A 14,495-nucleotide genomic window follows, 5' to 3' on the forward strand; every position below is an offset into this window, starting at 1 on the left:
GCCAGGCTTTCTCTTGTCTATCGGTGACGGGCGGGCAGCTGGGCGTTCATGATCCACGCCAGCGCTTCCCGGGTCTCTTTGGTGGAGCTCTTTGCGTCGAGCTTGCGAAAAATCTCCCGCGCCTCGGCGATCTGATGCACGTGGTAGAGGGCCCAGCCTCTGAGCATCATCATGCCGCGTGACTTGCCGTCGAACTCGTCGAGAAGCGCCAAGGCCTCGCGATAACGCTTCGCTCCGAAGAGATCGTTCACCCGCTGCGCAACCCGCGCCGCCCGCACCTGTTGCGTGCGATCGACGGTCGAGGCGGTCCGCGTCGGGCGCTTGAGCTCCGGTGCGATCGCAGCGACGCTCGGATAGTCCGGCGAGAAACTCTTCAAAAGATCGGCGAGTTCGGACCATTGTTTGAGATGGAAAGTCGCAAGAACGAGGCCGAGTGCCGTCGTGTCCTGCGGCTGCCAGGCCATCGCCTGTCGGAACCAGCTCTGCGCATCATCAAACGACTTGGTGTTGTAATGGTACCAGGCGAGCGCCTGCGCGCCGTCGCCGGATTGCGTCTCTTCGATAGCGTTGGCGAGTTTGACGAAGTAGTCGCGGGTGAGATCGGGCGGGGGATCCATGCTGAGCCGCGCCGCACCGAGGCCGAGAAAGAGGCTGCGCACCTCGGCCGATTCCGCTTCCCATTTGGCGGCGATCGCTTCCGCCTCGTCGGGCTTCTCAAGCGCGCTCAGCGAAAGCACGGCGCCTTCGGCCGACTTCACGTCACCACCGCGATCGAGCGACGTCTTGAACCAGCGCGCCGCATCCTGCCAGTCGTTCTGGCCATAATAGAACCAGCCGAGAAGTGCCGCATCGGACATCGCGCTCTTGTCGGCTTCTACGCCGTCTTCGAAGCGCACGAGTTCGCTCCGAGAGACCGTTCCCACGTCTTCGCCGGCGGCGATGGCGCCGATGCGGGCGCGCAACAGATCGTCTTCGACGATCTCGAATTCGTTGCTGCCGTCCGGATTGGTGCGGCCGAGGGAGATCAGCGTCTCGACCTCGCGCACAGGCAGGAGCCCGAGCGCCTTCTGTATGGTCCCGAGCCGCTCGCCCGAATTTGAGGAATCTTGCAGGATCTTTTCGTAGAGAGCGAGCGCTTCCTGCTCTGCATGGTTGTGTGCGTCGGCTTCCGCCACCCGCCACATGACGTCGACGTCTGCCGTGCTCAGGACGATGTCGCCGCCTCCGGCGATATCGAGAACCTTGCCCCATTGCTTGAGATCCGAGGCGTTGACGAGGCGCTGGCGGGCGCGCTTGTAGGCGACCTTGCTCCTGAGGTCCTCGGACGGCTGCCAGCCCGGTTCGGAATGTCGTCGCGCCTCGATGGCGGCTTCGAGATCATCGAGCCGGTCGGCTGCGAAAAGCTCCCAGAATTCCGTTTCGTCGCTGCCGCCGGTTACCTGGGTGAAGAGGTCGTCGGGCGGTGTCCAACCCGGATGCAATTGCTGCAGCCGGTGGATTTCGGCCTCGACACGGTCGAGCTCCTGGTTGCGCGCATAGTAGCGCAAGGCGCTCTCATCGACTTTTGTAATGGCGGCGCCCGACATGTGGGCGGGCGCCTTGATGGTGATGGTCTGGGCCTGTGCGGGTGCGATCCAGGCCGCCCCTGCGAGGAGGAGAAACGGGAGCGTTTTCAGCGACATCCGGAATATGCCTCCTGTGCTGCGACGACAGAAAGGGCCTGTAGGGCACTCGGATAGTAGAGGTCGGGAAGGCTGTTGCGCGCCGAGGCAGGGAAGGGGGTGCCTTGGCGTGCGCAGGCGACGAGCCCCGCGACCGCCGCATAGCCAGGGCCGCCCAGAGGCTGGACTGCCCGCCCCGACATGACATCGACGGTGCTCGGCTGCGTCCGCTCCCACAGCGCCTGATAGGGGGCGAGGTCGGAGCGATCTCCGGCCTCAGCCCAGGCGGCATAGAGGGGAACGCGGATTGCATTGTAGGCAAAGGTCGGGGGAAAGCCGTTGGCCGGTCTCGGCTTCTCGCCCGAAAGCGAGATCCAGTCGCTCGGCAGATTGCTTTTGCCGAAACGGGAGGCCCGCATCAACGCCACGCCGCTGTCTCGCAGGGCATCCCAATCGTATTGCGGAGCGGCCTTTGCGAGAGCCGGGAAGGCCGGAAACACCCAATAGGAGAGGTTGATGACGGGCCCGTCGCGACGATCATCGGCGCGGAACCCGTGAACGCCCGGCAGGATGATGCGGCCGTACGCGCTCTCTTCCGTGGTTTTCTCGTAGATCGCTGCTGCGATCTCGGCGGCGGCCTTGCGATATTCCGGTTCGTTGAAGCGGGCTGCACCTTCCATCAGTGCCCAGGCGATCAGGATGTCGCCGTCGGTGGCATTGTTGGGGTCCGTGATGTGCGGATCGGCATCGGGCTCCCAGCGCCAGGCGGCAAGGCCGTCGTCGCGGATCAGGAGCTCGGTGACGGTCCAGTTCCACACGCGGCGAAAGGTGACGGGATCATCGGCGAAGGCCGCGAGCAGCAGGCCGTATCCCTGGCCTTCGCTGTGGCTGATTTTGCCATTGCCGTCGTCGATCACGCGTCCGTCGTCGCCGATGAAATTGTCACGGAAATTCGCCCAGAGAGGCGCAGGCAGATCTGCCTTCGTCGCACCCGCGTTCGAGCCGGCTGCGCTGCCGGCAGCCGCGACTTCAATCGGCGTCGAAACGGGTGTGCCTGTGGCTGCGGCCGCAGGCACCGGGTCGAAGGTTGTTTCTGCGACATGCGACGCGGTTTCCCCCGATGCCATCGGCAGGCGGAGGGCGATGTTTTGAGGAACGGCGCTTGCCATTGTGGCGGCCCTCTCACCCGGCTCGCAGGGCAGCGCGGCCTTCTCCGAGGGGCTGTCGTTCAAGAGCGCCGCGCCAGCCGAAATTGCCAGAAGGGCGGAGAAGGACGCCACGATGGCGGTGACGGAAACGCGCGCGCTCATGACGAATGCCCCACGCGCCGCAGAAGGGCAGTCGTCGCGAGGCCGAGGCATGCGCAGGCCGCGATGAGGCCGAGGACGTAATAGACGATATTGAGCGACATCCATCCCGCTGCGACGAGGCGAATGTTCTGGAAGGACAGCGGCTGCGTCGTCACGTAGTAGAAGCTGCCGTTCGTGGCCCTGGTGATGTCGCCGTCGTTGCGGCCGAATGCGAGCGCCCGCCCGTCCAGCCGGTAGAGCAGCGACGCCGTGTTGATCTGCGCGACGGAGGCTGCGAGCTCTTCGCTCGTTGGCGCCGTCACCACTGTCCAGGTGCGCCCCTCGTTGGCCGGGGCTTCCGCTTGGGCAAGGACGAGTGTGCTGCCCGGCTTGACCCGCAGCGGATCCGGTCCTTCGCCGAGGCCGATATTCCCGGTGGCGCTCCCGACCTGATCCTTGAGCCAGGAGATCGCCCGCTCGAACGGTCCGCCGAAGCCACCATTCTCGCGCATCTGCTCGGTCCAGTCGTCGAGCGAGACAGAGGGTTGCATGAAAAGCCGTTGCGAGACGCGTTGCGGCGCCGGATCGTCGCGGCCGGTCGAGCCCGTGTAGAGCGGTGCTTCTCCAAGTCCGGCTCTGCCGACACGGCTGTTGAGCATCTGCGAACGCCAGGCCTGGCGCATGCCGGCGGCGTCGAGACCGACAGCATCGGCGACAGAGCCGGGCAGGGCCTGCGCCGCCGCCACGACGATCGAGGTGCCGGCGTCAGCCGGGGGTGCGGAGAAGGCGACCTCGAGATTGAGCGGCGCCCCGCTGACCGCAGCCAGATTGGCTGCGAGCGTCCCTGCGGCGGAAAGCGTGTCGGCGTCGGGATCGGGGATGTAGGCGGCTGTCGTTTCGCCTTTGGCGTAAGGGAACCCGCCGCTGAGGGTCGAAGCGAGATTGGGCATGCGTGCGATGCGCGCGACCGGCGGGAGATAGAACTCGCTCGTATCCATGATGAGGAAGCGGCTCGGGCTGGAGAGCCCGGCAAGCGTGTCGCAACTGCGATCGCTCTGAGAGCGGAGCTGCGCCTCGATCTGCACGCGGTTGATGCCGGGATGCAGCACTTTCAGCGGGATCGGGATTTTGCGTCCCCGCATCAAGGCACCGTCGTCATCCAAGAGTGGCAGCACGGACGCCGTCTGATCGTTCACGCGCACGAGAAGCTGGCTCTTGGGATCGAGCCGTGGCGCAAAGCCGGCCGTCAGCCGAATGACCGCCTGGCTGTAATCTGCCGACAGAAAGTCATAGGGCATGCGAATGTTGAAGGAGGTGCGGTAGAGGCGACCGTTGAACTCCTCGGAGACGACGCCGAGGTCGCGCAGGCTCACAGAGCTTCCCGGCGGCACGAGGTGGCCGAGGGCGTTTTCAGCGGCGCGCAGCCCGGACGGCGTTCCTTCCGAAGGCTCCGTTTTGCTCCCGGCTTCGAGACTTGCGAGCGCTGCGTCGATGGCGGCGTCGCTGCCTCCCACGATCCAGATGGATACGCGGCCATGGATCAGATCCATTTCGTCGGGAAGGATGACGGAGACGCCGGGCTGCGCCGTCTCGCCGGGCTTCAATACGCCGAGCCGACGCAGTTCCTCCGGCGTTCCGATCGCAATTTCGACGCCGGGTCCCGAGGCAGGTCCGGTGTCGAAGCGGACTTCGCTGCGGGGTGCCTTCGTCATGATTGCGGCGATCTCGGCCACGCGCAAAAATCTCTCGGTCGCCTTCGGCGTTGGCGTCTCAGGCGCCCGCACGCTGATGCTGACGGCGCCGTCGAGACCCGGATTGACGGCTGCGAGATCGCTCAAGCGCTCGAAACCGGCGCCGGCCCCCGCAAAGGCAAATCCCGTGACCCCAGGATAGATCTGGGTCCACAATTCGTAGGTGCCCTCGAGAGAGCAATCGACGCGGTGCCGCTGCTGCACCGAGATGCGCACGGAATTGTAGCCAGGCTGGAGGAGACCCGGGGGAACGGAGAGGCGCGTGCGGGCGAGCTCGTCGGGCGATGCAATCGGGATTTCACCGATGCTGACTTCATTGACCGTCACGGTCAGCGTCGAACCCTCCGACATCACCGACACGCTGTTGATGTAGCCGAGCTGCATCTCCGCCCGTGAGGCCGCCTGCGTCCTCGTCAGATAGACGGGCCATTCATGACCGGCGGTTTCGCCATTGAAATGCAAATCGCTCAAGGCTGCGGGAAGGCGACGAAGATCCGGATCGACCTCGGCCACGAGCGGCACGCCGGTGTCGGAGAGGGCCATTTGGCTGGTCGTGGGCTGCGCCCTGACCGGCGCTGCCGACCGAACCTGATCGAGAGACAGGACGACCTTGCCCGCCTGGGCCTGCGGTGCGAGCAGGAGGAGTGCAAGGCCCGCGGTTGCGAGATTTCTCATACCGCATACTCCCAGACGTCATGACCGAGCGAAGCGGTGGCAGCCGTCGATGTTGAGATGGAGCGCCGGCGTTGCGCCTCGCTCGGCTCTGCTTGCTCGACCTGGGGCGTGGCGACGCCGACCGCCGCCGTGCTTTGGGCGGCAGGAGCCGCCGCAGGGGCGGGAACAGATGTCGTTCCGGCTTCGACCGGCATGGCTGGTGCGACATGCAGATGGGACTGAACCCGCGGCAAGGCAGGCTCCGATCGCCCGATTTCGACGCCGAAACCCGTTTCGGCGCTCGCAAACCCTTCCATGTCCGTTGCGGCAGGCTGATTGCGCCTGAGACCGATCCGGAAGGCCCGTAGCGTGTAATAGAAGCTCCAGGAGAGGAAACCGATCGTGGCTCCGATGACGCTCCGCGATTTCCGCCGCCGGCTGCGAAATGCCTCGAAGACATTGGCGCTGCGGTAGAGGAGATCGGCGATGAGCTTGTACTGCGGCGCGGTGAGCTGGATGAATTCCATGCCGAGGAAGCGGCCGCGGTCGTCATTGCCGGCGCGGCGTAGAACGACGGCGATTGCCTCTTTGGTGACGGTGCCGTCGTCGTTGACCAGACGCAGCATGGCGATTGTGGCGCCCGCCTTCATCGGCGGCAGTGCGTCCTCCAGCGGGCGCACCCGCACGCCTGAAGTAGAGACATCCTCCACCGAGACGGCGATTTCGCCGACACCGACGATCTCGAGCACCGCGCGCCGCACGACGGCGAGACGTTGCGCCCGGCGCCGCTCCGGCATCTCCGATACGACGCCGAGCGCAACACCGGCGATGACCAGATTGATGGCGTTCCACACGCCGCAGATCATCAACAGGTCGTTGCCGGCAGGCTCCGTAAAGTAGCGCCAGGCGGCATAGGCGCCGGTGACGGCAAGGACGCCGAAGATCGCGAAATAGGGGCCGGCAAGGGCCGAGAGCTGCTCTTTATCGCTCGTCTGGCCTTTCGCCGTGACGTTGAACGTCGGCGCACGCGGATTGACGACGACGCTCAGGATCGCTCGGCCCAGATAGACCGACTGCACGTATTCGTAGAGTTCCGACACCCAGGGCCAGCGGAGCCTGCCGTAGAGATAGCTCTGCAGCATGATGTTCACCGCCATATAGGCGACGGTGTAGCCGACGAACTCACGGAAGCTCGCTTCGTAAATCTGCAGCGAGAAGATGATGTAGAGCAGCGGCGCCAGCATGAAGGTGAGGCGCGTCAGCGGGAACAGCCAGAAAAGCGACGAGGAGAGGTAGGCGATACGCTGTTCGAAGCGAAGCCCCCGCTTGAAGAGCGGGTTCTTCAGCATCAGGATCTGCACCATGCCGCGGCACCAGCGCGAGCGCTGACCGATGAAGGAGACGAAGTTTTCCGGCTGCAGACCGGCGATCAGCGGAATGTCGACATAACGGCTGTTCCATCCGCGCGAATGCAGTTCGAGCGCCGTCTCGCAGTCTTCGGTGATGGAAACGCCGGAAAAACCGCCCGTCTCCTCGAGCGCTGCTCGCCGAAGCACGGCCGCCGAGCCGCAGAAGAAGGCCGCGTTCCACTTGTCCAGACCCTTCTGGATCACGGAGTAGAACATCTCATTTTCCGACGGCATCCGCTCGAAGGTCGAGAGGTTCCGTTCCAGCGGATCCGGATTGAGGAAGAAGTGCGGCGTCTGCACCAGGAAGAGACGCGGATCGTCGGCGAAATGACCGACGGTCTCGCGCAGGAAGGAGCGGACCGGGCCATGATCGGCATCGAAGACCACGATGAGATCGGCGGTGGAGCAGTCGAGACCGTTGTTGAGGTTGCCGGCCTTCGCGTGTTCGTTGCGCTCGCGGGTGAGGTAGTGGGCGCCGAGCTGCGCGCACAGGCGCTGCAGTTCCGCCCGCCGGCGCTTGGCGGGGACTGAGACGTTCGGGTCGGGATTGTTGACCTTCTGCTCGGTGCCGCCGTCGTCGAGCAGCCAAACCTGTCTTTTCTCATGCGGATAATCCATCGCGAGCGCTGCCGCGATGGTTGTGGCGAGAAGGCTTTTGTCTTCGTTGTAGGTCGGAATGAAGATGTCGACGGTCGGAAGCTCAGCATCGCGCAGCTGGCGCGCCCGCTTCCGTTCCAAAGGGTCGGCCGTAATGAACAGGCTGATGAAAAGCATCAGCACTGAAAACATTTCCATGAGGTAGACGAGAAAGCCCGGAACGAAGTTGATCGGTTCCGAAATCGGCGGCAGCGTCGAGGTGGTGCGCCAGTAGACGTAGCGCAGCACCACGGCCGTCGCGAGCGCCAGAAAGACCTGGCGCCAAACGCCTTCCTTGCTGAACATCCACACGGCCGCCATCCCGCCGACGGCCGCCACGCCCATGACGAATTGCGCCTCGATGCTAATGGGCTGCATGATCAGCAGCAGCGTGGCGGTGGTGGCCAGAAGCCACAACACCGCCAGCGGCATCGTTTTCGACATGACGCCTCTCCTACCCCTTGTTGCGGGGATATTGAGCCGACGCCCGTGTTTAAAAGCTTAATTAAATTGCGAACACGCCACAGTTTGGGCGGCATGGTTTCACAAAAATTAATCAGATCACAGAAGGGCTTGGAATAGGTCCTTCATTTAAGCTGAAAAGGTTGCGTGCGATGCAACTACAAGAGGTTACGTCACGGCAGGGTGGAACGGCTCTCACCCTTCACGGCCGTCGCAAAAGGTAGGCATCCATGATCCAACCGTGACGCGCGCGCGATGTCTCGATCGTTTCGGCGATTTCGTCCGCCTTCTCCTTCAGCGGTCCGGCGATGAGGATTTCTTCGTCCATGCCGAGATAAGCGCCCCAGTAGATATAGAGATCGCTCTCTTTGAAGCGCAGGAAGGTGGCGCGCCCATCGAGCATCACGAGGGTGTTGGAGATCGTCGCGGGCTCGGTCTCGGCCAAGAGCCGTGCGGTGGTGACGGTGATTTCTTCGCCGATGCGGTTCAACGGAATGCGGTGACGGGCGGCAAGGGTCTGCAGGCTCGTGATGCCGGTGACCACCTCGAAGTCGATCTCGAATCCCTCGGCGGCGAGCTCATGCAGGATCTGCGTGGTGCCGTCATAAAGCCCCGGATCGCCGATGATCAGAAAGCCGCCGGTCTCCTCAGGACCGAGCTCCGACAGCATCTCGCGAAAGATCCGCCGCCGCTCGCCGCGCCACCAGTCGATACCCTTTTCGTAGTCTCGGCCGTCTTTCGGTCGTTCGGGGCTGGTGGCATGGATGCTTCGGTAGGAGGCCTCGGGAACGGCCCGTGCGAGCACCTGCTGACGGAAGGCGATCAAATTCTCTTTGCCGGCCCCGTCCTTGTCCATGAAGAAGAAGACGTCGACGGCCCGCATCGCCTCAATCGCCCGCAGCGTGAGGTCAGACGGATCGCCGGCCCCGATCCCGATGACGTAGACTTTCTTCATCGCCGATATCCCATTCTTCTTCTGCGTTCAGGTGTCTTGCAGCTTGCGGTCGGGCCTTCTTAGGACGAAGGTTACGGCGACCCAAGACACGACCGACGCGAAGCGGGGATGCGCCACAGACAAATTGTCTTTCGTTGCGTGGCGTGAACAAAGCCGCCGTGCCGACGCAGCGTCACGGATCTGTCATGGGCCGGTTCTAGTGGACGTTCGGCTTGGCGACTCTCTTTCGAATGGGGGCCGAGCCACAGCACGGAGTCGCATAATGAAAACCAAAACTCTATTCGCTGCCTCGGTATCCGTCGTCGCTTTGCTAGCCACGACGATGACGGCGAGCGCCGAGACGGACCTTGATGCGCTGTACAAAGCGGCCAAGGAAGAGGGGCAGCTCACCACGATTGCGCTGCCGCATTCCTGGTGCGGCTATGGCGATGTGATCGACGGGTTCAAGGAGAAGTATCCTGGCATCCAGGTGAACGAACTCAACCCGGATGCGGGTTCAGCCGATGAGCTGGAGGCCGTCCGCGCCAACAAGGACAACACCGGCCCGCAGGCGCCCGACGTTCTCGATGTCGGCCTCGCTTTCGGCCCGCAGGCCAAGGAAGAAGGCCTCATCGAGCCCTACAAGGTCTCCACCTGGGACGAGATTCCGGACGACGCGAAGGATGCCGACGGCTACTGGTACGGCGATTATTACGGCGTTCTGTCGTTCCTCGTGAACACGGATATCGTCGGTGAAGCGCCGTCGAGCTGGGCCGACCTCCTCGACGAAAAATACGCCAACGCCGTTGCTCTGTCAGGTGATCCCCGCGCCTCCAACCAGGCGATCCAGGGTGTCGTCGGAGCCGGGCTCGCCGAAAACGGCGGTGATCTCGATCAGGCTGCAGAAGCCGGGCTGCAGTATTTCAAGCAGCTCAACGAGCGGGGCAACTTCGTTCCGGTGATCGGCAAAGCGGCCTCGGTTGCACAGGGTACGACGCCGATCGTGGTCGCCTGGGACTACAATTCGCTCGCCTGGCGCGACGGTTTTGAGGGCAACCCCGCCGCCGACGTCGTCGTCCCGTCCGACAGTGTCGTCGCCGGCGTCTACGTCCAGGCGATCAGCGCTTACGCGCCGCATCCGAACGCCGCGAAGCTGTGGATGGAGTATCTTTATTCCGACGAGGGTCAGCTTGGCTGGCTTGCCGGCTACTGCCACCCGATCCGCTTCAATGCGCTCGCCGAGCAGAAGAAGATCCCGCAGGAGCTTCTCGATGCGCTGCCGCCGGCGGAAGCCTACGCCAAGGCCGTGTTCCCGACCATCGAGCAGCAAAATGCCGCCAAGGCCGTGATCACGGAGAAGTGGGATTCCGTGGTCGGCGCCAATGTCGCCGAATAACGGCAAGCCGCTCGCGCTTCCGACTGAAACGACTGGCCCGGATCACTCCGGGTCAGTTGCCTTGCCTGCGCGGAAGCGCCGATTTTCGCAGATGTTCGCCGAGTTGAGGCTCGGGGAAGCGATCGCCATCCTGCCGTTTCTGGCGTTTGCGATCATGTTTCTCATCCTGCCGACTCTGGGCCTGTTCGCGACGGCTTTTTCCGACGGGCAGGGCGGTGTGACGCTCGACAATATCGGTGCACTCTTCACGCCGCAGATCCTGCGATCTTTCTCGATTTCGATCCGAATCTCCTTCGCTTCCGCCGCACTCGGCTGCCTGATCGGGCTCGCGATCGCCCTGGCCGTCATTCGTGGGCGTCTGCCACCGGTGATCCGCTCCACGCTTCTGACCTTTTCCGGCGTCGCCTCCAACTTTGCGGGCATCCCGCTGGCGTTCGCCTTTCTCGCGACGCTCGGGCGCGTGGGTCTCGTGACCATCATTTTGCGGGAGGTTTTCGGGCTCGACCTCTACCGCGCCGGCTTCAACATTCTCTCCTTCTGGGGCCTGACGCTCACCTATCTCTATTTCCAGATCCCCTTGATGATCCTCATCATCACGCCGGCGATCGATGGGTTGAAGCGGGAGTGGAGCGAAGCGGCGGAGACGCTCGGCGCCTCCACCTGGCAGTTCTGGCGGTATGTCGGGCTGCCGGTCTTGTGGCCGAACCTTCTCGGCACGCTCTCCTTGTTGTTCGCCAACGCATTCGGGGCGATTGCGACAGCCTATGCGCTCACCGGTTCCTCGCTCAACATCGTTCCGATCCTGCTTTACGCGCAGATCCGTGGCGACGTGCTGCAGAACCAGCAGCTCGGGGCGGCTCTTGCCGTCGGCATGATCGCGATCACCGCTCTTGCCAACGTCGTCTATCTGGTCGTGCGCACCCGCGCTGAGAGGTGGCTCAAATGAGAGGCAATCGCTTCTGGTCCTGGGTCGTCTTCGGTCTCGGCGCGGCCTATTTCCTGCTGCCGCTGCTCGCGACGCTTGAGTTCTCGCTGAGCATCCGGCGCGACGGATATACGCTCGACGCCTATCGCAATGTCTTCGCCGATCCGGGCTTCCAGCAGACCTTCACCTATTCGCTGGTGATCGGCCTTTGCACCATCGTCGTCGGCATCGTCATCATCATGCCGGCCGCTTATTTCGTGCGGCTCAGGATGCCGCAGATCAGGCCGATCGTGGAATTCCTCACGCTGATGCCCCTGATCATCCCGCCGATCATCCTCGTCTTCGGCTATATCCGGCTCTACAACTCGTCGTCTTTTCTGCCGCTCACCGGTTCGGTGATGGGCACCAATATCCTGCTGACGCTCGGCTATGTGGCGCTCGCCATGCCCTATATGTACCGGGCGATCGACACGGGTCTCAGGACCATCGACGTGCAGACGTTGACGGAGGCGGCGACCATTCTTGGCGCCAGCCGCCTCAGGATCCTGACACGGATCATCTTTCCGAATGTCATCACGGCCGTGCTGTCGGGTGCCTTCCTGACGCTCGCCATCGTCATGGGCGAGTTCGTCCTGGCGAGCCTGCTCAACCGTCCGGGCTTCGGCCCTTACATGCAGAATATCGGCGCCAACCGGGCCTACGAGCCCTCGGCGCTCGCAATCATCTCCTTCGTCTTCACCTGGAGCGCGATGGTCGCGATCCAGCTCCTCGCGCGCTTCGCTCCGAAGAGCACGGCCAGAAAAGATTGATATGGCAGAAGAATTCCTCAATCTCGAAGCGATCACCAAAACCTTTGGCACCAATACGGTGATCAAGGATCTGGACCTCTCGTTCAACAGCGGCGAGTTCGTGTCGCTGCTCGGTCCGTCCGGATGCGGCAAGACAACGGTGCTGCGCATGATCGCGGGTTTCGAAAAACCCACGAAGGGCCGCATTTTCGCCGACGGGCGGGAGATCACCCACCTGAAGCCCTCGCAGCGAAATGTGGGAATGGTTTTCCAGTCTTACGCGCTTTTTCCGAATCTGAATGTGAGGGACAATATCGGCTTCGGGCTGAAGGTCGCCGGCGTGCCGCGGGCGAAGGCGCGCGAGCGTGTGGCCGAGATGCTGGAGCTCATCGGTCTGCCCGATCTCGGCCGGCGCTATGCGTTCGAGCTGTCCGGCGGCCAGCAGCAGCGCGTGGCGCTTGCTCGCGCACTCGCGCCGAGCCCAAGGATGTTGCTTCTCGACGAACCGCTCTCCGCACTCGATGCGAAAATCCGCGTGTCGCTGCGTGAGCAGATCCGCAACATTCAACGCGAGCTCGGCATCACCACGATCTTCGTGACGCACGATCAGGAGGAGGCGCTGTCGATCTCCGACCGGATCGTGGTCATGAATTCCGGGCGCATCGAGCAGGTCGGCGCGCCATTTGAGGTCTACAACCGGCCGGCAACGCCTTTTGTCGCCAACTTCGTCGGCACGCTCAACCGTGTCGAGGCGCGGGTGAGGAATGCCGCTGCGCAGGAGGTGGCGATCGGTGAGCAATCCGTGGTCCTGAGAAAGCTCCCGGCGACCGCCCGTGACGGAGAGCCGATCGTGCTGGCGCTCCGCCCCGAGGCGCTCAACCTCGTCAACGGCGCCGATGACGGCATCTGCCTCAACGCCCGTGTCGAAGCGGTGAGCTTCCTCGGCTCGGTGATCCGCATCGGGGTCGCGGTCGGCGACACGCGTCTCCATGTCGATCTCTTCAACGACCGTCGCTCGGCACCGCCGCAGCCGGGGGAGACGCTGCGGGTCGGTTTCAAGGACGAGGACGTCATTTCCGTCAGCGCGTGAGGTGCACCGATCGCCGGCGCGGAACGTGCGCGCCGGGCAGTGGCTCACCAGAATGCGAGAAAGGCGACCCAGGCCGAGAGCGCGAGCCCCGTCACGACGACATAAAGGCCGTTCCAGACGAGCCCGACATAACGGGCGGTGACGCTGCCGAAACCGCCGACGACGAGCGTGCTTGCCGTAAACGGCGAACTTGCGGCGGCAAGCGCCCAGCCGGCGGTCATCGCCACGGCAATATCGCTTGCATCGATCCCGACCTCGCTGGCGGCAGGCAGGAGCGGCGCGATCAGCGAGACGGCCAGGATTGGGTTCATGCCGAGCTGGCCGGCGGCCGGAATGATCCAGAGAAGCCCGACGAGAAGCAGCCAGCCCGGAAGCGAAGACAGATCGAAGCCGGCGCCGAGGACGAACGGGCTCAGAAGATGTCCCCCAAGGCCGCCGATGAAGCCGGCCATGGTGAGGAGGACGAGCTCGTTGCGGTAGCCGAGGAGCTGGCGTGTCACGAAGAGGCCGGTGCGCTCGCGCACGTGGCGCATCGGGGCATCATCCCTGTTCTGAAAGGCGATCCAGGCGAGTGAGATGATCGGCACGACCAGAATGACGGCGGCGGTCGCCCGCACGCCCGTGGCGAGATGAATGCCGCCGACGCTCACCCCGAGCACCACCAGAAGGACAGGAAGCGGCCAGATGCTGGTCCAGCTCAACTCCGTCACCACGGGCGTCGACGGCGAGGCCGAGACTTTGGGCTTGATGAGAGTGTCGAGAAGCCAGCCACCTACAGCCAGGATGAGAGAGCTGACGAGGCTCGGGCCCAGAATCTCCTTCCACGTCGTATCCGGCACGAACGAGATCGAGATCGCCGTGGCGAAGGCGAGCGGCGACCAGGTGAGGGCGGAGGCGAAGCCACGCTGAATGGCGAGCAGCATGCGTCGCAGGCGAATGGCGCGGATATGCGGGTTGTCTTCCCGGCGGGAGCTCTCTTCCGCGAGCGCCCCGAGAAGCGCGATCGAGCCGTAATTGAGGACGAGCGTGAAGAGATGTCCGCCGGTTGTCAGCGCCAGGTAACGCCGGCCCGGAGGCTGCTCGGCGAGAAGGCGGCCACATTCGATGACCGCAGGTGAACTCGTGGCGGCGTAACGGAGCGCGGTCGTCGCGGTGAAAAAGGCGGCGATGAAGGCCGTCGTTTTCAAGGCCGATGTGGTGAGCGTCAGCCAGTCCGCACGTGTCGCCAGCGTCGCGATAAGGAGGATGCCGGCGACCGAAAGGAAGACGGTCTGCATGCGACCCGTGCGGCGTGCCAAAAGAAGCACGGCAGGAATGACGGTGACGATCTCAGCGCCGACCAGGATGCTCTCGCCCGACCATTGCGCCAGGAAGACGAAAAAGCACGTGGCGATCAGCAGCCAGCCGGCGAGACGGTCGGGAAGGGGGGAGGTGTTCATCGACAAAATTCTGCGGGCGATGAACCCACTTTAAGCTCCGACGGGGTGATGAACAGCCCAC

10 protein-coding genes are annotated in these 14,495 nt (G+C 63.7%); 4 read left to right on the forward strand and 6 right to left on the reverse strand.

Annotated features, from left to right (window positions below; all coding sequences use genetic code 11):
* Nucleotides 1-17 precede the first annotated feature (17 nt).
* The 5 genes from L0F51_RS00720 to cobF all read right to left on the reverse strand — a co-directional run bounded on the left by L0F51_RS00720 (nt 18) and on the right by cobF (nt 8,817).
* The gene (locus L0F51_RS00720) at nt 18-1,682 is read right to left on the reverse strand and encodes a hypothetical protein (protein ID WP_234627500.1); all 1,665 of its coding nucleotides are present in this window, start codon (nt 1,680-1,682) and stop codon (nt 18-20) included.
* Nucleotides 1,673-2,971: a glycosyl hydrolase family 8 gene (locus L0F51_RS00725; RefSeq protein WP_234627501.1), complete on the reverse strand. Its 1,299-nt coding sequence runs from the start codon at nt 2,969-2,971 to the stop codon at nt 1,673-1,675. Before L0F51_RS00725 ends, L0F51_RS00720 begins: the two co-directional genes overlap by 10 nt.
* On the reverse strand, nt 2,968-5,376 hold the full coding sequence (locus L0F51_RS00730) for a cellulose biosynthesis cyclic di-GMP-binding regulatory protein BcsB (protein WP_234627502.1): 2,409 nt from the start codon (nt 5,374-5,376) through the stop codon (nt 2,968-2,970). Before L0F51_RS00730 ends, L0F51_RS00725 begins: the two co-directional genes overlap by 4 nt.
* Nucleotides 5,373-7,844 (reverse strand): UDP-forming cellulose synthase catalytic subunit, encoded by a 2,472-nt coding sequence (bcsA, locus tag L0F51_RS00735; RefSeq protein ID WP_234627503.1) that lies wholly within the window; start codon nt 7,842-7,844, stop codon nt 5,373-5,375. Before bcsA ends, L0F51_RS00730 begins: the two co-directional genes overlap by 4 nt.
* A 220-nt stretch (nt 7,845-8,064) precedes the next feature.
* Nucleotides 8,065-8,817: a precorrin-6A synthase (deacetylating) gene (gene cobF / locus L0F51_RS00740; protein WP_234627504.1), complete on the reverse strand. Its 753-nt coding sequence runs from the start codon at nt 8,815-8,817 to the stop codon at nt 8,065-8,067.
* A gap of 262 nt (nt 8,818-9,079) precedes the next feature.
* Here cobF and L0F51_RS00745 point away from each other — a divergent pair, with 262 nt between their 5' ends.
* The 4 genes from L0F51_RS00745 to L0F51_RS00760 all read left to right on the forward strand — a co-directional run bounded on the left by L0F51_RS00745 (nt 9,080) and on the right by L0F51_RS00760 (nt 12,995).
* Nucleotides 9,080-10,192 (forward strand): ABC transporter substrate-binding protein, encoded by a 1,113-nt coding sequence (locus L0F51_RS00745; RefSeq protein ID WP_234627505.1) that lies wholly within the window; start codon nt 9,080-9,082, stop codon nt 10,190-10,192.
* 91 nt (nt 10,193-10,283) lie between these two features.
* Entirely contained in the window at nt 10,284-11,138 is an 855-nt protein-coding gene (locus L0F51_RS00750) for an ABC transporter permease subunit (RefSeq protein ID WP_234627506.1), read from the forward strand.
* Nucleotides 11,135-11,926, forward strand: coding sequence for an ABC transporter permease (locus L0F51_RS00755; RefSeq protein ID WP_234627507.1), 792 nt, complete (start codon nt 11,135-11,137; stop codon nt 11,924-11,926). Before L0F51_RS00750 ends, L0F51_RS00755 begins: the two co-directional genes overlap by 4 nt.
* A 1-nt stretch (nt 11,927) precedes the next feature.
* Nucleotides 11,928-12,995 carry an ABC transporter ATP-binding protein gene (locus L0F51_RS00760; RefSeq protein WP_234627508.1) on the forward strand — a complete coding sequence of 356 codons (1,068 nt, stop codon included), beginning with the start codon at nt 11,928-11,930 and terminating at the stop codon, nt 12,993-12,995.
* 44 nt (nt 12,996-13,039) lie between these two features.
* Here the strand turns inward: L0F51_RS00760 and L0F51_RS00765 are convergent, their stop codons facing one another.
* Nucleotides 13,040-14,434 (reverse strand): hypothetical protein, encoded by a 1,395-nt coding sequence (locus L0F51_RS00765; RefSeq protein WP_234627509.1) that lies wholly within the window; start codon nt 14,432-14,434, stop codon nt 13,040-13,042.
* Nucleotides 14,435-14,495 lie beyond the last annotated feature (61 nt).

The organism is Afifella sp. H1R (assembly GCF_021462425.1).
Taxonomy (GTDB): domain Bacteria; phylum Pseudomonadota; class Alphaproteobacteria; order Rhizobiales; family Afifellaceae; genus Afifella; species Afifella aestuarii.

Coding starts and splice junctions, on each gene's coding strand:
- L0F51_RS00720 (WP_234627500.1), bottom strand. CDS start 1,682: ATGTCGCTGAAAACGCTCCCGTTTCTCCTCCTCGCAGGGGCGGCCTGG.
- L0F51_RS00725 (WP_234627501.1), bottom strand. CDS start 2,971: ATGAGCGCGCGCGTTTCCGTCACCGCCATCGTGGCGTCCTTCTCCGCC.
- L0F51_RS00730 (WP_234627502.1), bottom strand. CDS start 5,376: ATGAGAAATCTCGCAACCGCGGGCCTTGCACTCCTCCTGCTCGCACCG.
- bcsA (WP_234627503.1), bottom strand. CDS start 7,844: ATGTCGAAAACGATGCCGCTGGCGGTGTTGTGGCTTCTGGCCACCACC.
- cobF (WP_234627504.1), bottom strand. CDS start 8,817: ATGAAGAAAGTCTACGTCATCGGGATCGGGGCCGGCGATCCGTCTGAC.
- L0F51_RS00745 (WP_234627505.1), top strand. CDS start 9,080: ATGAAAACCAAAACTCTATTCGCTGCCTCGGTATCCGTCGTCGCTTTG.
- L0F51_RS00750 (WP_234627506.1), top strand. CDS start 10,284: ATGTTCGCCGAGTTGAGGCTCGGGGAAGCGATCGCCATCCTGCCGTTT.
- L0F51_RS00755 (WP_234627507.1), top strand. CDS start 11,135: ATGAGAGGCAATCGCTTCTGGTCCTGGGTCGTCTTCGGTCTCGGCGCG.
- L0F51_RS00760 (WP_234627508.1), top strand. CDS start 11,928: ATGGCAGAAGAATTCCTCAATCTCGAAGCGATCACCAAAACCTTTGGC.
- L0F51_RS00765 (WP_234627509.1), bottom strand. CDS start 14,434: ATGAACACCTCCCCCCTTCCCGACCGTCTCGCCGGCTGGCTGCTGATC.